At 51.8% G+C, this 20925-nt stretch carries 20 protein-coding genes; 11 read left to right on the forward strand and 9 right to left on the reverse strand.

Annotated elements, in window-relative coordinates:
• Positions 1–13: 13 nt before the first annotated feature.
• The gene (locus HNV11_RS13220) at positions 14–874 is read right to left on the reverse strand and encodes a hypothetical protein (RefSeq protein WP_171740113.1); all 861 of its coding nucleotides are present in this window, start codon (positions 872–874) and stop codon (positions 14–16) included.
• Positions 875–1475: 601 nt separating this feature from the next.
• Between HNV11_RS13220 and miaB the strand changes: the two genes are divergently transcribed.
• The 5 genes from miaB to secG all read left to right on the forward strand — a co-directional run bounded on the left by miaB (position 1476) and on the right by secG (position 6389).
• Entirely contained in the window at positions 1476–2963 is a 1488-nt protein-coding gene (miaB, locus tag HNV11_RS13225) for a tRNA (N6-isopentenyl adenosine(37)-C2)-methylthiotransferase MiaB (RefSeq protein WP_171740114.1), read from the forward strand.
• A gap of 89 nt (positions 2964–3052) precedes the next feature.
• Positions 3053–4405, forward strand: a complete 1353-nt coding sequence (locus tag HNV11_RS13230; protein WP_171740115.1) for a sigma-54 interaction domain-containing protein — start codon at positions 3053–3055, stop codon at positions 4403–4405.
• 49 nt (positions 4406–4454) lie between these two features.
• On the forward strand, positions 4455–4961 hold the full coding sequence (gene lptE, locus HNV11_RS13235) for an LptE family protein (RefSeq protein ID WP_317167996.1): 507 nt from the start codon (positions 4455–4457) through the stop codon (positions 4959–4961).
• A 117-nt stretch (positions 4962–5078) separates the two neighbouring features.
• Complete coding sequence (locus HNV11_RS13240) at positions 5079–5924, forward strand: hypothetical protein (RefSeq protein ID WP_171740116.1); 846 nt, start codon at positions 5079–5081, stop codon at positions 5922–5924.
• Positions 5925–5984: 60 nt separating this feature from the next.
• Positions 5985–6389 carry a preprotein translocase subunit SecG gene (gene secG, locus HNV11_RS13245; protein WP_171740117.1) on the forward strand — a complete coding sequence of 135 codons (405 nt, stop codon included), beginning with the start codon at positions 5985–5987 and terminating at the stop codon, positions 6387–6389.
• Between the two features lie 95 nt (positions 6390–6484).
• Here secG and HNV11_RS13250 read toward each other — a convergent pair whose 3' ends face one another.
• Positions 6485–7192 carry a hypothetical protein gene (locus HNV11_RS13250; RefSeq protein ID WP_171740118.1) on the reverse strand — a complete coding sequence of 236 codons (708 nt, stop codon included), beginning with the start codon at positions 7190–7192 and terminating at the stop codon, positions 6485–6487.
• Positions 7193–7441: 249 nt separating this feature from the next.
• Between HNV11_RS13250 and HNV11_RS13255 the strand changes: the two genes are divergently transcribed.
• Together HNV11_RS13255 and groL are read left to right on the forward strand one after the other, a co-directional pair.
• Positions 7442–7738, forward strand: a complete 297-nt coding sequence (locus HNV11_RS13255) for a co-chaperone GroES (protein WP_012925587.1) — start codon at positions 7442–7444, stop codon at positions 7736–7738.
• A gap of 53 nt (positions 7739–7791) precedes the next feature.
• Positions 7792–9429: a chaperonin GroEL gene (groL, locus tag HNV11_RS13260; RefSeq protein WP_171740119.1), complete on the forward strand. Its 1638-nt coding sequence runs from the start codon at positions 7792–7794 to the stop codon at positions 9427–9429.
• Positions 9430–9713: 284 nt separating this feature from the next.
• Here groL and HNV11_RS13265 read toward each other — a convergent pair whose 3' ends face one another.
• The 3 genes from HNV11_RS13265 to HNV11_RS13275 form a co-directional block, all read right to left on the reverse strand.
• The gene (locus HNV11_RS13265) at positions 9714–11054 is read right to left on the reverse strand and encodes an ammonium transporter (RefSeq protein ID WP_171740120.1); all 1341 of its coding nucleotides are present in this window, start codon (positions 11052–11054) and stop codon (positions 9714–9716) included.
• Positions 11055–11120: 66 nt separating this feature from the next.
• The gene (locus HNV11_RS13270; RefSeq protein WP_171740121.1) at positions 11121–12329 is read right to left on the reverse strand and encodes a porin; all 1209 of its coding nucleotides are present in this window, start codon (positions 12327–12329) and stop codon (positions 11121–11123) included.
• A gap of 331 nt (positions 12330–12660) precedes the next feature.
• The gene (locus HNV11_RS13275) at positions 12661–13011 is read right to left on the reverse strand and encodes a 4Fe-4S dicluster domain-containing protein (RefSeq protein ID WP_171740122.1); all 351 of its coding nucleotides are present in this window, start codon (positions 13009–13011) and stop codon (positions 12661–12663) included.
• A 135-nt stretch (positions 13012–13146) separates the two neighbouring features.
• On the opposite strand from HNV11_RS13275, the gene HNV11_RS13280 reads away from it, so the two are divergent.
• Positions 13147–14196 carry an aldehyde dehydrogenase family protein gene (locus HNV11_RS13280; RefSeq protein WP_171740123.1) on the forward strand — a complete coding sequence of 350 codons (1050 nt, stop codon included), beginning with the start codon at positions 13147–13149 and terminating at the stop codon, positions 14194–14196.
• 60 nt (positions 14197–14256) lie between these two features.
• Here the strand turns inward: HNV11_RS13280 and HNV11_RS13285 are convergent, their stop codons facing one another.
• The 3 genes from HNV11_RS13285 to HNV11_RS13295 all read right to left on the reverse strand — a co-directional run bounded on the left by HNV11_RS13285 (position 14257) and on the right by HNV11_RS13295 (position 18042).
• Positions 14257–15975: a hypothetical protein gene (locus tag HNV11_RS13285; protein ID WP_171740124.1), complete on the reverse strand. Its 1719-nt coding sequence runs from the start codon at positions 15973–15975 to the stop codon at positions 14257–14259.
• Between the two features lie 337 nt (positions 15976–16312).
• Positions 16313–17170, reverse strand: a complete 858-nt coding sequence (locus HNV11_RS13290; RefSeq protein WP_205402732.1) for a glycoside hydrolase family 16 protein — start codon at positions 17168–17170, stop codon at positions 16313–16315.
• A 32-nt stretch (positions 17171–17202) separates the two neighbouring features.
• Entirely contained in the window at positions 17203–18042 is an 840-nt protein-coding gene (locus HNV11_RS13295) for an alpha/beta hydrolase (RefSeq protein ID WP_171740126.1), read from the reverse strand.
• A 145-nt stretch (positions 18043–18187) separates the two neighbouring features.
• Between HNV11_RS13295 and HNV11_RS13300 the strand changes: the two genes are divergently transcribed.
• From HNV11_RS13300 to HNV11_RS13310, 3 genes are all read left to right on the forward strand, one after another.
• Positions 18188–18892, forward strand: a complete 705-nt coding sequence (locus HNV11_RS13300) for an esterase family protein (RefSeq protein ID WP_171740127.1) — start codon at positions 18188–18190, stop codon at positions 18890–18892.
• A gap of 169 nt (positions 18893–19061) precedes the next feature.
• The gene (locus tag HNV11_RS13305) at positions 19062–19301 is read left to right on the forward strand and encodes a hypothetical protein (RefSeq protein WP_171740128.1); all 240 of its coding nucleotides are present in this window, start codon (positions 19062–19064) and stop codon (positions 19299–19301) included.
• A gap of 183 nt (positions 19302–19484) precedes the next feature.
• Positions 19485–20615, forward strand: a complete 1131-nt coding sequence (locus HNV11_RS13310) for an ATP-grasp domain-containing protein (protein ID WP_240163419.1) — start codon at positions 19485–19487, stop codon at positions 20613–20615.
• Between the two features lie 89 nt (positions 20616–20704).
• Here the strand turns inward: HNV11_RS13310 and HNV11_RS13315 are convergent, their stop codons facing one another.
• Positions 20705–20920 carry a hypothetical protein gene (locus HNV11_RS13315; protein ID WP_171740129.1) on the reverse strand — a complete coding sequence of 72 codons (216 nt, stop codon included), beginning with the start codon at positions 20918–20920 and terminating at the stop codon, positions 20705–20707.
• Positions 20921–20925: the final 5 nt, after the last annotated feature.

The following is a 20925-nucleotide window of genomic DNA, read 5'->3' on the forward strand; positions in this document are numbered from 1 at the left end:
GGATAAAGTGAATTTAACCCTTTGTTTCATTTGTAACCGCGTTTTTGAAAGTCGTCTCTTGCTTTTCAAAAATGTAATACCAAAAAAAACCATTTTGGAACGCTAAGAATCCAGCCTTTATATCGTCTGGAATATCCTTTATCACAAAATAGATTGAGTAAAATACAAGCGGAGAAATGACCACAGCAAGTAAAAAAGATATACCTGACGTACTCTTTCGCATTATCTTCCATAAATTGGCAACATCAACTCCACTAGCTTGTTCTTTCTTAAGAAAGTCCCAAGTCTGTTTAAAAAACATACCAAGGAGCATTACTAAGAAGAATATAATGACCTTAATCCAGTCGGTTTGTTCTTTGGAGGAATAACTAATTGATGGAGTAGTTTGAGGTTTCAGAACAGGGAGACTATCATCTTTGACTCCTGTTGACTGGGCTAAAATTGGAACTGAAAAATCTGCCTCTGAACCTTTAATATTATTGAATGCTAACCGATAACCATCTGTATTTTTTAGAGTAATAACATAACCATGGCCAGCAAAATCATATGTCTGTGACGCAGACGTTACTTGCGGAAACAACTCAAAAGCAACTCTTGATTTTGACACCAGTAAAGGCGTATAAACAGAATCAATAACCTTTTTAAATTTAATTGATTCTGTTTTAGTTAAATTTTTTACTTCATTCTTTAAACGCGTAGAATCCAATTTGATAGTGACTGGTACAGGAGAGAAACTCTCATTAAACCTGTTCACATATTCAATGTTTGGAGAATATGAATTATCCTTGATTAAAGTCTTTAAATACTTATACATCAAAAAACTAACTGCGAATGAAAGAAGCACGAAACTAACTACTAATAAATACTTCTTCATATTTCTGTAGAAGTTTAGAAGACGTTCGATACACTATTTTCTATCAATCTAAGTAGGGAGTTTGGTTCACAAATTCTTAACTGCTTTAACCAGAGCGGTTGGGCTGTCGCACCCAAGCTACCTCCACATCTTAAAGTTTGACTATTGGGGCGTTTCCCATGTCAACCGGAAGCCGCCTAACGAACCCAAACCGCCCTGTCATCGGGACGGGCAAGTTGTCGCCCGCAAGCTTACAAACACTCTCTATTAGCTTAGTGAGCGCACCCAACATATTGTTGTGCGCAAAGTCACTAAACTATAACGTTTGAATAATCAAACAATTAACGTTTAGCGCATCTGTTCTCAAAGCCCTTTGCGAGCATAGCTCATAAGTAACCACTGATAACACAATTATACGCATTTAGACAATTGTGGCAATGCAAAGGCAGAAACTTCTTTTATGAGAATTTAACGGGCATATCCTGCCAAAATGACAGCGTAATCGGGGCATTCTTCGTAAATTTGTAGCTCAGTTGATAAATCGGCGGGCGGTCTGCCTGTCAGCGACCAGTCAGAAAAGGCTGGTCCGTCCTTATTCAACCTGAAGAACTTACGACTTACTATGACGCTCATCCCCGAACTGACCATACTGCAACCCGCTGATAAGGAAGAGATTGACCTGCCGCGCACGTCCGAAGACGAGGCTGCTGTGGGCAAGAAACGGCTCTATATCGAAAGCTACGGATGCCAGATGAACTTTGCCGATAGCGAGGTTGTGGCGGCCGTTATGCGTAACGCGGGCTTTGCCACCACTTCGTCGGCCGACGATGCGGATCTGATTTTTCTGAACACCTGCGCCATCCGCGATAACGCCGAGCAGAAGGTTCGTCACCGGCTCAAGCACCTCAACGCGCTCAAACGCCAGAAGCCCGAACTGCTGGTCGGTATGCTCGGCTGCATGGCCGAACGGCTCAAGACCAAGCTTCTGGAAGAAGAGAAAGTCGTGGACATCGTAGCGGGTCCTGATGCGTACCGCGACATTCCGAAGCTGGTGGAAGAGGCCGAGTCGGGACAGAAAGCCGTGAACGTTTTCCTGTCGCGGGAAGAAACCTACGCCGACATTTCGCCCATCCGCCTGAACTCGAATGGCGTAACGGCCTTTGTCTCCATCATGCGCGGCTGCGACAATATGTGCAGCTTCTGCGTGGTGCCCTTTACACGCGGCCGGGAGCGCAGCCGCGACCCGCACAGCATCGTTCGGGAAGCGCAGGATCTGTTCGACCGGGGCTACCGGGAGGTTACTCTGCTTGGGCAGAACGTCGATAGTTATAAATGGGGGGAGAAAAGGGAGGAAGGAGGAGAGGAAATAGTCCAGGCGGAACCCCTCTCCTCCCGCTCGTCCCTTTCCTCCCCTTCCTCCGTCAATTTTGCCAACCTGCTCGAAATGGTCGCGCAAATCCACCCCGATCTGCGCGTCCGGTTTTCGACTTCGCACCCGAAAGACATTACCGACGACGTTCTGTACACCATGGCCCGGTACGACAACATCTGCAACTACATCCACCTGCCCGCCCAGAGCGGCAACAGTCGGGTGTTGAAGCTGATGAACCGGACCTACGACCGGCCCTGGTATATGGAGAAAATCAACAGCATCCGCCGGATTCTGGGCGACGACTGCGGGATTTCAACCGACATGATCTCGGGCTTCTGTACCGAAACCGAGGAAGAGCACCAGGACTCGCTGTCGCTGATGGATTACGTCCGGTACGATTACGCCTATATGTTTGCTTATTCAGAGCGGCCGGGTACGCTGGCGGCTAAGAAATACGCCGACGATATTCCGGAAGACGTCAAGAAACGGCGGCTCAACGAAATCATTGCCCGGCAGCTGACGCACTCTGCTGAGCGCAACCAGCGCCACATTGGACAGGTGCAGCGGGTGCTGATCGAAGGCCCTTCCAAACGCTCGGACGAGTTCCTCTGCGGCCGGAACGACCAGAACAAGATGGTCGTTTTTCCGAAAGGCAACCACCAGAAAGGGCAGTACGTCAATGTCCTGGTGACCGAGTGTACATCCGCTACCCTGCGGGGACAGGTGGTTAGTCAATAATTGTCAGGTAAGGTCATTGTTCGTTTGTTGCTATCCGAACAATGAATGACAACCCTTGACAAGGCCTGACTACAAATGACCTCTTTTTTATGAATATTCAGGAAATTCAGAGCGTAAAACAACGCTTCGGTATAATCGGTAACGCGCCCGCGCTTAACTACGCCATCAACGTAGCCATGCAGGTCGCGGGTACCGATCTGACCGTGCTCATTACGGGGGAAAGCGGCAGTGGTAAGGAATCGTTTTCCAAGATCATTCACAGCCTGAGCGCCCGCAAACACGGCCAGTTTATTGCTATTAACTGCGGGGCCATTCCCGAAGGGACCATCGACTCCGAGTTGTTCGGTCACGAGAAAGGTTCGTTTACCGGTGCGGTTGACTCGCGCAAGGGTTACTTCGAAACGACGAACGGCGGAACGATCTTTCTGGACGAGATCGGCGAAATGCCGCTCGGTACCCAGGCCCGGCTACTGCGTGTTCTGGAAAATGGCGAGTTCATTCGCGTAGGCTCCTCCAAGACCCAGAAGACCGATGTGCGCGTGGTGGCGGCTACCAACGTTAACCTGATGGACGCCGTCGAGAAAGGTAAGTTTCGCGAAGACCTGTACTACCGGCTGAACACCGTACCAATTTACGTGCCCCCCCTGCGCGAGCGCGGCACCGACATCGAGCTGCTGTTCCGCAAGTTTACGACCGACTTTGCCGAACGTTACCGGATCAAACCCCTGCAGTTGACCGAAGGGGCCAAACAATTGCTGATGAGCTTCCCCTTTCCGGGGAATATCCGGCAGTTGAAGAACATCGCCGAGCAGGTTTCCATCCTCGAGTCGGAACACAACAAGCCAATTGAAGCCGAAACGCTGGCCAAATACCTTCCGCAGACCAACCAGCCCAATCGCACGCTCGCCCTGTTTCCGCATGCCCACGGCGCGGCCGGCACGGAGAATTTTTCCGAGCGCGAACTGCTCTACAAAGTTCTGTTCGACATGCGCCGGGACGTAAATGACTTAAAAAAACTCGTCCGCGACGTACTGGGCAGCGAGCAGGACGGTCGGCAGATTCTGCACAAGCACCGCGATCTGTTCGATTCCATTTCATCAGATAGCGACGGTGGTGCCGACGGCAGCGCCAACCGGTACCTGCCGGCCATCAACGGATCGCCCCGCCCCGAAACGCCCCCGCCATCGGAGACCTATGGCAGCCATCCGCCCGTGCAGATTTTCGACGACGTCGATGAGGACATCAACGACGTAACGGTCGAGGATGTGACCCACGAAACCGAAGAAGATGACTCGCTCTCGCTTGAACGCCAGGAGAAAGAGATGATCCTGAAAGCCCTCCGGCGCAATAATAACAAACGGAAATACGCAGCGCAGGCACTTGGCATCTCGGAGCGGACGTTGTATCGGAAAATCAAGCAGTATGAAATTGATGAAGAGTAGGTTCCTGCATTCTGAATGCAGAATGATGAACGATGGTTTTAAGGCAACCGTGAAACGTATTGCGTTCGTATTCATCGTTCTCAACGTATCATTCGTCATGCAGTCCTGCGGGATTTATTCGTTCAGCGGCACTACCCTATCGCCCGACATCAAGAGTGTTACGGTCAATAATTTCGTGCTGGCAACGGCCGGCGGCCCGGCTAACCTGCCGCTTACGTTCAACGAGAAACTGAAAGAATATTACCAGCGCTACACTAATCTGAAAGTAGTGCCCGCTAACGGCGATATGGTGCTCGAAGGCAGCATTACGGGCTATGACCTGCTGGCCGTAGCGCCCACGGCTCAGGACCAGGCGGGGGTGAACCGGCTCCAGATTACGGTACAGGTTCGGTTTTACAACAACCAGGACGAAAGCAAGAATTTCGAGCAGTCGTTTGCATTCTACCAGGACTTTCCCCAGAACCAGACACTTAGTCAGAACGAGAGCCGGCTGGTCCCCAAAATCCTGGATCAGATCGTTCTCGATATTTTTAACAAAACCGCAGCCGATTGGTAAGTTCTGTCGGTCCGTTGCAGTAAGCCGGGTTAATCAATAGCTTTTGCCGCTACCGCTCCTTGTATAAAATTCGCCGGTTCGGACTATCTTTGGACACCGTAACGCGACCCCCAATCCATGCTGCCACTCGATAAAGAAACCTTCTCGTACTGGGTCACCCATCCCGACGACCTGACCGCAACTGACTTTGTGCAGTTGCAGGAGAGCCTGCAGACGTACCCATACTGCCAGGCGCTGCATACGCTGACGGCCAAAGCGGCATCGGTGCATCTGAAGGGCCAGACCATCCCCTATGTTCGGCAGGCCGCAGCCCACGCCCTGAGCCGTAATGCGCTCCGCAAGTTGATCGACAATGAATTCCAGTGGTCGGAAAACCTGCTATCGAAGCTGAATGAGCTTTCGGCCAAACACGTACCCATTCCGGAAGACTATCAACAGGAAAGTTATGCCCTCTTCAAGTCGAAAGCTGGCTTGAGTACGGCCTTCCCCAAACTGCCGCTCCTGCGGCTACCTGGGCAGATGGAAGCCCGGCCGACCGCGCCGGAGCCGGTTGAAACCATTCCCACGCCGGAAGACCCAACCCTGGCCGAAACGAATCTGCAGCACGAACTTGCCCAGATCGCGGAAGCTCCGGCCGCCGAGCCTGCCCTGTCGGCGGCTGATGTTGAACGCCAGCGCCAGTTCGATCTGATTGATAGCTTTATCAGAAAAGAACCCCGCATCTCGCCCGTACGGGTCAAACCCGGCGAACAGCCCGAGCAGGAAGACTTGACCAAACGAAGTAAGCCCGTTGGAAGCGGGTTTGTCACCGAGAGCTTTGCCAAAATTCTGCTCAAACAGGGCAAAACAGACAAAGCCCGTGAAATCTACCAGCAGCTGATAGTGAAGAATCCAGAGAAAAAGGCGTACTTTGCGGCAAAAATCCGTGAATTAGAGGGAGGTCAGGCGTCAGCAAACGAATAGTTTTAGTCCTTTCCTTGTTCTCCCAACGCATTAACCGAACATTTTTAGAACTGATTTTACATGATAACGGCAACTATTGTCATCACTTGCATTCTCACCGTCCTGTTGATCCTGATTGTGCTTATTCAGAACTCAAAAGGTGGCGGACTGGCCGGTGAATTCGGTGGGTTGGGCTCCAACCAGCTGATGGGCGTTAAGAAAACCACCGATTTGCTCGAGCAGATTACCTGGGGTCTTGGTATCGGCGTAATGGTCCTGTCGCTGGCCTCTTACGTCATGGTTGACCGCAACCAGGCGGGCGGCATCAACAGTGTCAACGTCGACCGGGCGCAAACCCAGACCTTACCGGGTGCCGCAGCGCCTACCCCGGCGCCTAGTGCCGCAAACGGTGCAGCACCCAGTCAGGCCGTTCCCGGCGCTCAGACGCCCGGCGCTTCGACTTCAGCTCTGACGCCCCAGAAGTAATCAGAATTAAATCAACAAAAGCCATTCCGAAGCGGAATGGCTTTTGTTGTTTAGGCTGGTCGTTAAAGAAATATAGAATCTTTAAGGCTTGCTGTCTAAGCCACAGCCTGAGCCAGCAACTGCCGCGCAATGGGCAGCAGCGTTTCCTGCACGGGATACATCCGCTGGCTTTCGAGCATAAACGTAGCGGGGTTAGGTAAATGCCGGTGCCGCCGAATCAGGTCGAGTTTCAGGTTTTCAAACGTAGTGGCCAGACCCTTCCGTACCGCTTCCACAAACTGCAGCTGTACCAGCCGGCCACCCGGCTCCTCGTCTGAATACAACGTCAGACAGAAGTAGTAAACCTGAGTTTCGGCCTGGTTTGTTGCGTGCAGAAACAGGTAGCCTTCTTCGGGACGTAACGGCATCAGGCCAATTGGAGTCAGCATCAGCGACGTAGCAATGTCGAGCCAGCGCTGCTGCCCTTCGGTGAGCATGGTCTGAAAACGGGGCAGCGCAAAATTTACGATGGCATCAATCTCCGTCATAAATTCATCGTCCGTTACCTCAGATTCATAGGTAATCCGGGGTGGTGGCCCCGTAATACCCGTGGCACGCTTGGGAAACGCAGCATTTAACCTACCTTTGCCCCTCGAAAACCGGACACCGCTCTCGTAGTGATGCCGCAGGTCGGGCAGATCAGGGCAAAGTTTGTTCTCGTCGAAGTTTTGTCGAACCGCCTGTAAATATGCCAGGACGACATATTTCTGGTATTCGGCATCAAGCCAATTTTGGGTAAACCAATCAGACTGCAATTTTTTCATAGACGCGGGTGAGTCGCTTTGCCAGCGTGTAGTCTAGTTAAGATAGCGAACAAACGTCAATCTGCCAAATTCTGTTTGCTGAAATTAGGTAAGCGGCAGAATGAACAAAGCGTCAGGCTTACGTTGGCAAACTGTCAGACAATTTCCTGAAATTTTGGCAGTCTGGCGTATTGGCACAAAAATTGGCGGGCTGACAGCGTCGTGTGATGCATTACACAACTAGTTAATAACCTTAATCAACTCATTATCATGGTAGCAGAAACGGAAAGCGTTAAAGTGAACGTGAAACCGCTGGCTGATCGGGTGCTGGTAGAAGCCGCCCCGGCTGAAGAAAAAACCTCGTTCGGGATCATTATCCCCGACACGGCAAAGGAGAAACCCCAGCGCGGTACGGTCGTGGCCGTTGGTGCGGGCAAGAAAGATGAGCCACTGACGGTGCAGGTGGGCGATACAGTGCTGTACGGTAAGTACGCGGGTACGGAGATCACCGTTGATGGTAAAGAGTACCTCATCATGCGCGAATCCGACATTTTCGCGATTCTTTAATTCTCAATGCTTCGGCATACGTTTTTTGTAATCCAAACCGATTTTAAAGTACAATGGCTAAGAAAATTTTCTTCGACACCGAAGCCCGCGAGCGCATCAAGAAGGGTGTTGACACCCTGGCCGACGCGGTGAAAGTAACCCTCGGACCTAAAGGCCGGAACGTAATTCTGGATAAAAAATTTGGCTCGCCGGCCATCACCAAAGACGGTGTGACGGTTGCCAAAGAAATTGAGCTGAAAGATGCCATGGAAAACATGGGCGCTCAGTTAGTAAAAGAAGTTGCATCGAAAACCGCTGATTCAGCAGGTGACGGCACGACGACGGCAACGGTTCTGGCCCAGGCAATCTACTCGATTGGCGCCAAGAACGTGGCCGCTGGTGCAAACCCGATGGACCTCAAGCGGGGTATCGAAAAAGCCGTACAGGTTGTAACGGCGAATCTGGCCGAGCAGGCGCAGACCGTTGGCGACGACTTCAGCAAAATCAAGCAAGTAGCAACGATCTCGGCTAACTACGACGAGGAAATCGGTTCGATGATCGCCGAAGCTATGCAGAAAGTAGGTAAAGAAGGGGTTATTACGGTTGAAGAAGCCCGCGGTACCGAAACGGAAGTTAAAACCGTTGAAGGTATGCAGTTTGACCGTGGTTACCTGTCGCCTTACTTCGTAACCAACACCGAGAAAATGGAAGTTGAACTGGAGCGTCCGTTCATCCTGATCTCGGAGAAGAAAGTTTCGTCAATGAAAGAACTGCTGCCCGTTCTGGAGCAGGTTGCTCAGACCGGCCGCCCGCTGCTGATCATTGCAGAAGACGTTGACGGTGAAGCTCTGGCTACGCTGGTAGTGAACAAAATCCGGGGTGCGCTGAAAGTTGCCGCCGTGAAGGCTCCGGGCTTTGGCGATCGTCGGAAAGCTATGCTGGAAGACATTGCTATCCTGACAGGCGGTCAGGTGATCAGCGAAGAGCGTGGCTTCAAACTGGAGAACGCATCGCTTGATTACCTGGGCCAGGCCGAGAAGATTCTGATCGACAAAGACAACACGACCGTCGTGAATGGTGTTGGTCAGAAGGATGACATCACGGGTCGCGTTAACCAGATCAAAGCCCAAATCGAAAACACAACGTCAGATTACGACCGCGAGAAATTGCAGGAGCGGCTGGCGAAACTGTCGGGTGGCGTAGCGATCCTCTACATCGGTGCAGCTACTGAAGTAGAAATGAAAGAAAAGAAAGACCGCGTTGACGACGCCCTGCACGCAACCCGCGCGGCTGTGGAAGAAGGTATCGTAACCGGTGGTGGCATTGCCCTGATCCGCGCCATCTCGTCGCTGGACAGCATCAACGCCATCAACGAAGATGAGAAAACTGGTATTAACATCATCCGTCAGGCACTGGAGTCGCCCCTGCGCACGATTGTTGCCAACGCCGGTGGCGAAGGTTCGGTTGTTGTGAACAAGGTGAAAGAAGGTACGGGCGGCTATGGCTACAATGCCAAGAACGATTCCTACGAAGACCTGTTCGCAGCCGGTGTCATCGACCCGAAAAAAGTAACGCGTCTGGCACTGGAGAATGCAGCGTCGATCGCAGGTCTGCTGCTAACGACCGAGTGCGTAATCGCCGACGAGCCGGAAGAAACTCCGGCAGCTCCTGGCGGTGGTATGCACGGCGGTGGCATGGGCGGCATGATGTAATCCTTCTGCTGACTGCTAGTCAAAACGCCCCCGGTCGAGAGATCGGGGGCGTTTTGAGTTTATATGGTTTAGCCCGTTACGTCGTTCAACCCATCAAACGACATAACGGCTCTTCCTTTATCTGACCCTAACCAGCTGGCTAGTAGACTCTACATTCTTTTAAAGAGTCTCTGAAAGCAGGAAACCGCCCCCAAGCGGGAGCGGCTCCATGAGTACAACAAAACCACAGTAAAGCTGTCAGCCAGGCTGGTCAGACAGGATGCCTGTGGCTCTATTGTTATATCTTATCCTTCGATCAGGAATTCGTCGTGCTGGCTAACGTCCAGACCTGACTTTTCGTCTTCTTCAGACACACGCAGTGGCAGAATCAGGTCGGTCACTTTCAGCAGCAGCATCGACATGCCAAAGGCGAATACGGATACCAGTACCAGAGCGATCATGTGGTTAATGAACAGTGTCGTCTGACCAAAGGCCAGTCCTTCGCCACCTTCGGCAACGGCCGAGTTCACACTGCGGCTGGCGAAGATACCCGTCATGATCATACCCACCATACCGCCAACACCGTGGCAGGGGAATACGTCGAGCGTATCGTCCAGCGTCGACTTCGAGCGCAGATGCGCTACGTAGTTGGACACCATCGCAGCCACCGTACCGATGAAGATAGCCGTTGGCACCGTTACGAAACCAGCCGCCGGAGTGATAGCTACCAGACCAACTACCGCGCCGATACAGAAGCCCAGGGCCGATACCTTTTTGCCTTTAGCCGAATCGAACAATACCCAGGCCAGACCCGCAGCCGCAGCCGCCGTGTTGGTTGTGGCAAAGGCCGAAGCCGCCAGCGAGGTTGCCCCTACCGCCGAACCGGCGTTGAAACCAAACCAGCCGAACCACAGCAGACCCGTACCGAGCAGGACGAACGGAATGTTAGCCGGGGGAAAGAAGCTGGCTTCCAGATGCGATTTCCGGCGCTTCAGGTAAAGAGCGCCCGCCAGTGCAGCCCAGCCTGCTGACATGTGTACTACCGTTCCACCCGCGAAATCGAGGACGCCCAGCTTGAACAGGAACCCTTCGGGATGCCAGGTCATGTGCGCCAGTGGTGCGTATACAAACAGGCTGAACAAAATCATGAACAGCACGTAAGAGCGGAAGTTGATACGCTCGGCCATCGAGCCGGTTACGAGAGCAGGTGTAATAACAGCAAATTTCAACTGGAAGAAAGCGAACACCACCAGCGGGATACTGGCAGCCAGCGACCAGGGCTTACCATCCAGCACACCCTTGAACATGAAGTGGTCCATAGGGTTACCAATGAAACCGCCAACGGATGATCCAAAGGCCAGGCTATAGCCTACCACTACCCACAGGACACTAATCACGCCCATTGCGATGAAGCTTTGCAGCATGGTCGAGATCACGTTTTTGTTGTTGACCATACCGCCATAGAAATACGCCAGGCCGGGCGTCATCAACAAAACGAGAGCGGTTGCTACGAGCATCCAGGCGGTGTCACCGGAGTTAATACCTTCCGTCACAATCTGCGTCGGAACACCATTGAAACCAGGTAAAATGCCAAGGACAGCGACGATACCCAGCAGAATCAGAGGAACGTAATTAGGTTTTTGCATGCGACTAGAGAGGTTTTTGTTGTACTGACTGTAAAGTATTTAAGTTAAGAAAACGAGATACGTAGGTTAGAACTTGAAGATGGCGGCCATACCGAGCGTAGTCTGGGATTTGGTCAGCGAACCATCGTTTTTCTCAAACTTGTCGCCTGAATAACTATCGATACGCAGCTCAGGCTTTAGCAGAACATGTCCGTCAGCTGCGGTTATGTTACCGGTCAGAGTCAGCGAGTTCACAGTGGCCCCGTTACCGGCCGCGTCTGTCAGGGCACGGGCACCGTCTTTATTATCAAACACTTCGTAACGGGCACCAAAACCAAATTTGTCGGTGAAGGTATAATTACCGTACAGCGCTACACCACTCCAGCTCCGGGTCGTTGCCGGACCGCCATACCCCTGATAATCCCCTTTCTGGGAGCCCTTGGCTGCATTCAGCCCGAGGAAAAACCTGGACGTGATCTGGTACGTCGTTGTCAGGTCAAAAAGCGAATAGTTCGCATCGTCGGCGGCTACTCCGTTCGCATCTTTGGAGGCTTCATTCGAGACGATCGCATTCAGGTAGACATTCCAGCCCGATACAGGCGATACAAAGAATTGACCAATCAGCCCTTTCTTTTTGTTGTTATCGAACAGATTATCGACGTTGTTCACTACGCCCAGCATCAGGTAAACCCGATCGCTGAAGGAGTATTGGCCTTTCAGGCCGATGTGGTAAAAGGGGCCGTTGTTGAACAGGTTCGACAGTGAGTAGTTGTAGTTGACGGGTGCGTCAATGACTTCGTAGCCGATGTGCGTACCAAACTGGCCAGCGGTAAAGGAAAGTTTAGGCGTAGCCTTAAGGGTAATATACGCCTGCTTTATAGCCAGGGCGGTCGATCCCGCTCCCAACGGACCTACAAAATTACCGTAGTTGCCCAGATCAGAATAGGGACCGAAAGTTAAATCCATGACGGCATCCACCTTATCGGCCGAATAAACTGCTTTAGCCTGAATCAAACCAATACCGAACTGCCCAGCCCGCTGATCGAACGCCCGTGCGTTGCCAACGCCTTCACCATTTAGTCCCAGGTTCGACTGGCTTTTGGGATTATTGAAATTACCAAAATAGTAAGTATCCATATAGCCCGAGAAAGTGAATTTTCCCGTAGCTGCCGGTTCAGAAACAACGGTTGTGACGGCAGGGTCTACCGTTTTCTTCATAGCCACGCCTGTAGTATCCTGTGCATTTGCGGCCAGAGTTACAAGCGAAGGAATTAGCAGTAAATATTGCTTTTTCATACAGATAATTTGGCAGAGTATAAGAGAAGACTGTGGTTTGTTCAGGGACAAATTTTATGAGATAATTTATCTTACGCAAGAGATTTGCTTTCAGATAATGCTATTTTTAATGGTTTAATGCAATTTTGTTTAAAATGTGATAATTATTAAAGCCATAATACACTAAAACGCATATAATTTTTCTTCTCAATTAAATTCTGATTATTTCTTATTTTGCCAAATAAAATTTTTCTATAAACAAACAGTAAACCGCGGCTACTAAAACGGTTAAATACAAAAAAGCCTGTCCAATGAATTGGACAGGCTTTTTATTCCTGAATGAAGATAGAAATCAGGCTTCGGCGTGCAGCCAGGCTTTTTTAGCCAGCAGTGTTTCTTCATCCTCTACGTGTTCAGGGTCCGGAACACAGCAATCGACCGGACAAACGGCCGCGCACTGCGGTTCTTCATGGAAACCCATACATTCAGTGCATTTATCACTCACAATGTAATAGAACTCATTAGAGACCGGGCTTTGCGGTGCCTTACCGCTCACGACCGTACCGTCGCCGAAATCTACTTCGGTCAGTTCGGTTCCTCCGCCCCAGGTCCATTCGACGCCACCTTCATAGATAGCGGTGTTGGGGCATTCGGGTTCGCAGGCACCACAATTGATGCACTCGTCGGTGATCATGATTGCCATGAGCAGTACAGTTTTATAAAATCGTAAAAAATGTTCCCTGTAGAATGAACAACAAATATAACTATTTAAAGGTTAGCGCCAAACTAAAATTTAATCACTTCCGTTGATGGGTCATTACTACTGTTTATACTATACATGCTGCAATCAGAACGCCTGCAAACGTTCGTGGCCCTGGGCGATTATCTTCGCTCAGCCAACGCTCAACCTGAATTAAACGAAATTGCCCACCGGGCCTATCTGAAAAATAACTGGTTTACGCCTGACAATACATTAAATGCGCTGCAAGCCATTGCCCAGGAATTTCTGGCAACCGATAAACTAACTGCATGGGTCAATCAGTACCGGGCCGAGCCTGAAACAGCCCGCACCGTCGGTGTCGTAATGGCAGGTAATATCCCGGCAGTTGGCTTCCATGATCTGCTTTGTGTGTTAATGAGCGGCCATACGCTGCTGGCCAAAACAAGCTCTCAGGATTTTGTACTTATCCATTATTTAATACAAAAAATAAAGGACATCAATCCTGCCTTTGCCGATCGGATTGAGGAAGCTGAGCGGCTCAATAAGGCCGAAGCATTCATTGCTACAGGTAGTAACAATACAGCACGCTATTTTGATTATTACTTCGCAAAGAAACCAAACATCATTCGCCGGAACCGCACCTCGGTTGGGATTTTGATGGGCGAAGAGACAGATGAGGAGTTCCTGAAACTGGGGCATGACATCTCCGATTATTACGGATTAGGCTGCCGGAATGTTTCGACTTTGTTGGTTCCCGAGGGACCGAATGGCGAAGCCTATAGTTTTACGCCCCTGCTCCGGGCGCTGGAACCGCAGGCCAGTACATACCTCAATAACCATAAGTATCAGAACAATTACGACTATAACAAGTCGATTTATCTGATTAATACCGTGCCACACCTCGACAACGGTTACCTGCTGCTGACCGAAAACAGCGGTCTCGTCTCTCCGATCTCGGTCGTTTATTATCAGACCTATCGAACGCTGGACGACGCCAGGACCTGGCTCACCGCCCATGCCGGGCAGATTCAGGTTGTGGCCTCGGCACAGTCCAGTTCAGGGCATGCGTGGTACCCTGACAGCGTTGCCTTTGGCCAAACGCAGCGACCCGGCCTCACTGACTACGCCGATGGCGTCGATACGATGGCATTTCTGAGTAAGTTATAGCAGTTTTTACAGAAGTTTAAAACGGGGAGGAGAAGCTAGTAACGACTTTTCCTCCCCGTTTCAGTATCGCCAGCTTTTCAAATCAGCCCCTTTGGGTGCCGACTGTTCAATCCGCCGGAGAATTTTGTCGACGTACATTGTATTGTAGCGCAGGCGGCTAATGTAGTTCGGTTGCGTAGGATCGCCATTCCAGCAGTGTTCGGCCCGGTCGCCGTAAGCGACTTCGCTGCTGGCCGATGGATTCTGAACACTCTTCAGAAAATCCTCCATCAGGTACACCGCATTGTTGAGGTAGTAGTTATCCATGTCGCCACAGTAAATGTGAATCTTGCCGGCGACTTTTGGGCCCAGCGTCTTCCAGTCGCGCCGAAGAATGTGCAGCAGATCGTAATGCTCACGCCAGTATTCAGCAACAGTCGCGTCAATATCGCCGGTCAGCTTGTTCCAGATGCGTTTCGGATACCCGTCCGGTCCAACCGGCGAATAAACTGCCTCCCAGATATCGAACTGATCGCCCGAACGGCTATGGGTACCCATCACCAGTTCACGATGGTTTGTTTCTTCGAGCGTGCATTTGACCTGCCCGAGGTAATTGCGCTGGCCGGGCCGGGGTGTCCGCCGAAACGGTCCTTCCGAGTAATACGCATTCTTATCTTTATACAGGTTAAAGACGGTATAAGCGTCGAACGCAATCGGGTCAGGGCAGGCCGCAAAGCAGCCGTTGAATGCATCGGGATAGAACACCTGCGCAGCCAGGGCCTCCCAGCCACCCGTTGAGCCACCATACGTAAACCGCGCCCAGCCCTGCCCAATACCACGGAACTGCCGTTCAATTTCCGGCAGCAGTTCATACATAATGGCGTCGCCGTACGGTCCCAGATTCGCCGAATTGACGGCGTAGGAATCGTCATAATACGGATTGGCGTGCTGAATTTCGACGATCAGCATCCGCGGAAAATCCTTGCCTGTCCATTTCTTGTAAAAATCATAGGCCTCCTGCGCCACAATTTTCTTGTAACCATATAGTTTAAACCGTTCGATATAATCGGTCGTATCCATATTGGCGGGCGGGGGTGTTTCGCTGAAGCCCGAAAAATCGTCGGGAAAGTGACCATGAAACAAACAGAGCGGGTAACGGGCCTCCGGGTGCTCGTCGAAACCAGCGGGCAGCAGAACGTGAGCCCCCAGGAACATGGGGCGGCCCCAGAACTCGGTCAGTCGTTTGCTCTGAATGTTGATGTGCTTAATGAATTTCGTGTCTTTCGGCTCCGGTATCGGCGGATTCACCTGATCCAGGAGCACGGCAATCGCCTGCCGTGAGCCAGGTTTAAGGCTGATTTTCTGCGGTTTGCTGAACAGGTTGCCAGGGGCCGTCCGCCAGTTCTGGCCTTCGCCCCGATCCATTGGCAGCTTGACCGTATGCCCGTCTTTCCGTTTAAACGTTTCGTATTTGTGCAACACTGCCTGTACGTAATAGTCGCCGGGTTTCAGATTCCGCAAACTCCGCTCAGGATACCCAAACACCGAAGCGTCAATGAGCGCGGCCTGCCCCGGCTTCAGTCCGTTGACATCCACGCCGAAGATCTGCGCGGTTTCGACGGCATCGCTGACCTGCAACCGTGGTTCTGTCTTGTCAGTTTTGGCGATGATGAGCAGCACCCGGCCATCCAGGGGCTGGCCACTTTGCGAAGCCGGAAAGGACACTGAAAACGTAGTCTGGGCCCGGACGATGCTAGGGAGCAAACAAATCAGAACGAGAAACGGTATCTGGTAGCGCATGGCCATGCTTCAGGTTGATGGTTTGTGGGTAAGATAGCAATTTGCCAGAACATGCGTCAAGTATGTTCCCTGAAACAAAAGCGGCCACCCCGAAGAAGTGGCCGCCCGTCATAGTTGGATAGTAAGCAGAAGTACGTTCTCGGTTAATCAGAGAGTCCGGACAGAAAAGTGGAGCCGAAAACTAACGCTTTGACTTTTTCAGCGGGAAACTTCCTGAGTAAACGGTAATGCGCTCGACTCATACACAGGATTAGTCGCGCCCGGAAGCCCGGTCGGAAACACAAGCGCCCGGCAGCATTGGATGCTGCCGGGCGCTTAGCCGGAAATCAATCCAGAACTACTGGTACACCCGAACGTAATCCACCTCCATCCGGCGTGGCCAGATGGTTTCGTCCACGCCTTTCTGTCCACCCCAGTTTCCGCCGACGGCCAGGTTCAGTATCAGGTAGAACGGCTGCGCAAACGGCCACTGCGCTTCTGAACTGCCCAGCACCGATCGTTGTACCGTATAGTATTTGGTATCATCCACAAAAAAATCGATCTGGTCGGGCGTCCACTCGATCGCGTAAAGATGAAAGGCGCTCGTTGCGTCCTTAACCAGGATGGTCTGGCCTTTCTGCGTTCCCTTCACGTGGTTGTAAGCCTCCGTATGGATGGTTCCGTGCACAGCGCCCTCATCGTAGCCAACGTGTTCCATGATGTCAATTTCGCCACCTTTAGGCCAGCCAGCACTCGAAACGTTCTTCCCCAGCATCCAGACGGCCGGCCAGGTACCGCGCCCGGCGGGTAGCTTGGCCATGGCCTCAACGCGGCCATACATCCAGGTAGCTTTGTTACGGGTCAGGAGCCGGGCCGACGTATAGTTCTTACCCTGATAGGCTTCTTTACGGGCTTCAATGATGAGTTTGCCGTTTTCAACCCGGGCATTATCGGGCCGACGGTTGGTGTAAAACTGCAACTCGTTATTGCCCCAGCCGCTGCCGCCCACTTCATAGCCCCACCTGGTTGAATCGGGCAGACCGTTTCTGTCAAATTCATCGGCCCAGACGAGCTTGCGGCTGGCTGGCGCGGCTGTCGAACTGACCGGAGACGTAACGCTTACGGGGGTCTGGGTAACCAGCGAGATCGGATCTGCTTTGCAGGCCAGCAAAATCGCCAGGCCCAGCGACGTAAACAGAGAAAGTTTCATTTGCATAGGCAATAAAGCGTTTCCGGCGGCTTTCCTCCTTATGGATGACCAAAGGCCCAGGTCAGGAAGTCCGGCATGACGGCGCTCCACGTTTCCTGGTTATGCTTGCCGCCAACCACTTCTACGTACCGGATTGCCGTTTCGCGGGCGTAGCCTTTCCGAACCAGCTCGTCAATCAGATCGGTGGTATCGTCAATGGCGTCAATGATTCCGTTATTGTTACGGTCACTGGTTTCATCTTCGGTGCCGGCTTCGAACCAGAACCGAAGCGACTCATGATGCGAACCCTTCCGAACCAGATCGTGCATGATCCGGTCGGTTTCGTCGCGGTAACCGTCCTCGGTACTTTTGCTGCGCCACCAGAACGAGCCGGAGAAGACGCCTGCCCGGCTGAAGTGCTCGGGATGATGAAAGACCAGATCAAAGGCCGACAGCCCGCCGAGCGAAAAACCGGCAAAAACCGACTGCGCCGGATCAGTACTGACGCGGTAGTGTTTGCTGACGTAAGGCAGCAGTTCCGTCAGGACAAAATCGGTATAGAGTCCGGCCTTGCTGCCGCGGTGCATATAGTCGGCGCGGGCGGCCGTGCCATACTCCTGAATCCGGTCGCCAGCGTGAATAGCCACCAGCACAAACGGTTTAATCGCCCGTTCGCGATAGAGGGAGTCAAGCACGGCCCGCATGTGCAGGCGGGGCAAATCCTGCCCGTCATTCAAATACAGAACCGGATACCGGGTGGTGGAAGTATCGTAGTCCGGAGGCAGAACAACGTCTAAATGAACCGTTCGCTTTAGTGGAACGGAATACAGCGAATCGTCGCGCCGGACCGTTACAGTCGAGTGGCCGACGCCAATCAAGGCCGGAGAATTTTCAGCCATAAGCGCAAAACAGATCAACAATAGATAAATCACAAGATGCAAAGTAGCTAATTTTTTCGGCTCATTGCCCCGCCCCTTTTGCCGTTACGTGTGAATTCCTCTATTTTCAGCCGAATTTTCAACGTTACTCTAACCAGACACCATTTTGCAGGAAGACTATCGCAGGTGGTACTCACACCACCTCGGCCGCGACATTGAAATGCTGGTTTATGGCAACTGGGGCTACCCGGTCGTTCTGTTTCCAACGTCAATGGGCCGTTACTATCAGTATAAAGATTTCAGCATGATCGAGACCGTCCGCTGGTTTGTCGAGACGGGTAAGGTCAAACTGTATTGCATTGACAGCATTGATCGTGATAGCTGGTACGCCAAACACCTGCACCCCGGCACCCGTATCTGGAATCATGTCCTGTATGATCGGTTTCTGCACGAAGAACTGGTGCCCGGCATTCAGCGCGAGTGCAACGTACAGAAGATTGGCGTGGCGGGCGCGTCCTTCGGCGGCTATTATGCGCTCAACTTCGCCTTTCGGCATCCCGAACAGGTGGGGCATCTGCTGACTATGGGCGCAGCCTTCAACATCCGGTCGTTTCTGGGGGGATATTACGACGAGAACGTTTATTTCAATAACCCGCCCGACTTCATGCCGAATGCGCACAATGACGATTTCTACCGCATGAATATTGTGCTGGGCACTTCGGAATACGATTTCTGCAAAGGCAGTAACTACCAGATGTCGGAGATTCTGAACCGCAAGGGCATTCGGCACCGGCTCGACGTAATGCCCTGGGGCGATCATGACTGGCCGGTCTGGAAACAGCAGTTTCCGACGTATCTGAGTATGATCTGACGGAGGATGCCGGATTGATTTTCCCGAAGATTATCCGGCTTACGTAGAACATCTTCCGAAAACATTGTTGTACTGAAAACCGGCCGATCATAACCGGCTGCAGGACAAATCAGGGTTGTGCTCTGTTTACCGTAACTAGCTAACTCGCCCGAAACAAGTCTTACAACTCATGGACAAGCTCGAAAAATTATCATTTGCCGATCTTGAGTCATTACGTCAGTATTACACGTCTCAGCTAACGGATGAGCGGAGAATGAATAAACCGGGTAACAAAGAGGTGATCAATCTGTATATCGATCTGATCTCTGAGGCCATTGAAACGAAATTCCAGGCGCTTGTCACCGTAGATGAGCCCCGGTCGAGTGCGTCTTTTGTTCGTATGGCCAGTAAGAAATCAAAGGGGGTATGAAACTATAATCCTCCACTGCTAGCCGGGGGCTTTTCTCATGGTCTCATTCTCCTAAAAGTTTAACACGCCTGAACAGAGCTGTTCCTTATTTATAGGTTTGTCCGGCCAATTGGCAGCGAGTAATGGCCAGATTGTCCTCTAGTTGCACCGACATCCAATCAACTTAACGTTAACCAATTCATTATGAGCAATCAACGTAAGATAGGTATTCTTTTTGGACAGGAAAATACATTCCCGCAGGCGTTTGTCGATCGCGTTAATGAAAAGCAGAGCGAGTTCCCGGCCGAGTTCGTGAGCATCGATCGGGTCGAGCAGAGTGTTCCGACGGACTATGCCGTCATTATCGACCGGATTTCGCAGGACGTTCCGTTCTACAAAGCCTTTCTCAAGAACGCAGCCCTGACGGGTACGGCCGTGATCAACAACCCATTCTGGTGGAGCGCCGACGAGAAGTTTTTCAACAACGCGCTGGCCGTGCAGCTGGGCGTGCCGGTTCCTAAAACCATTCTGCTGCCCTCCAAAGAACGTCCAGACGACACCAACCACAACTCCTTCCGCAATCTGCAGCATATGAACTGGGACGCCATTTTCAACCACATCGGCTTTCCGGCATTCATGAAACCCCATGCCGGGGGCGGCTGGAAAAGCGTCTATAAAGTCGACAATCCCGAACAGATGTTCCGGGCGTATGATGAGACGGGGCAGCTTGTCATGCTTTATCAGGAAGCCATAGATTTTCAGGATTACTTCCGGTGCTACTGCATCGGCGGCAAGGACGTACGGATCATGCCCTACGAGCCCCGCAACCCGCATCACCTGCGCTATGCCGCCGAGATGAAAACTACCGGCGACGCCGGCAGGAAGCTGATGGAAACCATGACCGATTATATCCTGAAACTCAATCAGGGGCTCGGTTATGACTTTAACACAGTGGAGTTTGCCGTGCGCGATGGCATTCCGATTGCCATTGACTTCTGCAACCCCGCTCCCGATGCCGACATTCATTCGGTAGGTCAGGCGAATTTTGAGTGGGTTGTGGAGGCAGCTGCCAATATGGCTATCGAGCGGGCCAGAAAGGCACAAACGGGCAAAGACAACCTGACTTGGGGAACGTTTGTACGCGGCTCAATAACGGGTCAGGGTCAAGTCCAGGCTCCGGCAAAAGCATCGAAAGTCGAGAAAGACGCGAAGGTTAGCAAAGAAGAGCCCAAGGCTGAAAAGGAGGCAAAACCCACGAAGGCCGTAAAAGCGGGGACTACCAGGAAAGAAGCGGCCCCCGCCAACGAGGGGAAAGCTAAGAAAGCCAAGAAATAACGGTTTACGTTCTCACCTTCCGTACCGGCTCCGGGTTGCGGAAGGTGATTTTTTTAGCGCTATACCCAAAGTCGGATGCCGGGTTGGGTTCACAAGCCAATGGATTTCGGATCAATGCCCGCATCTCCGGCCGACGCCCGTAGAATGGCCAGCATCTCGATATAGCTGAATAGTCGCCCGTCGATATAATCCTGCTCCTCCGGATCGGCAAAACTCTTCTTCTCTTCCAGATCTCGAATGTTGGCGTGGATGCTGATCAGCACATCCTGAATAAACTCTTCCATCTGTCGTTCGTAGGTTGTCATCGGTT

The organism is Spirosoma taeanense (assembly GCF_013127955.1).
GTDB classification, from domain to species: domain Bacteria; phylum Bacteroidota; class Bacteroidia; order Cytophagales; family Spirosomataceae; genus Spirosoma; species Spirosoma taeanense.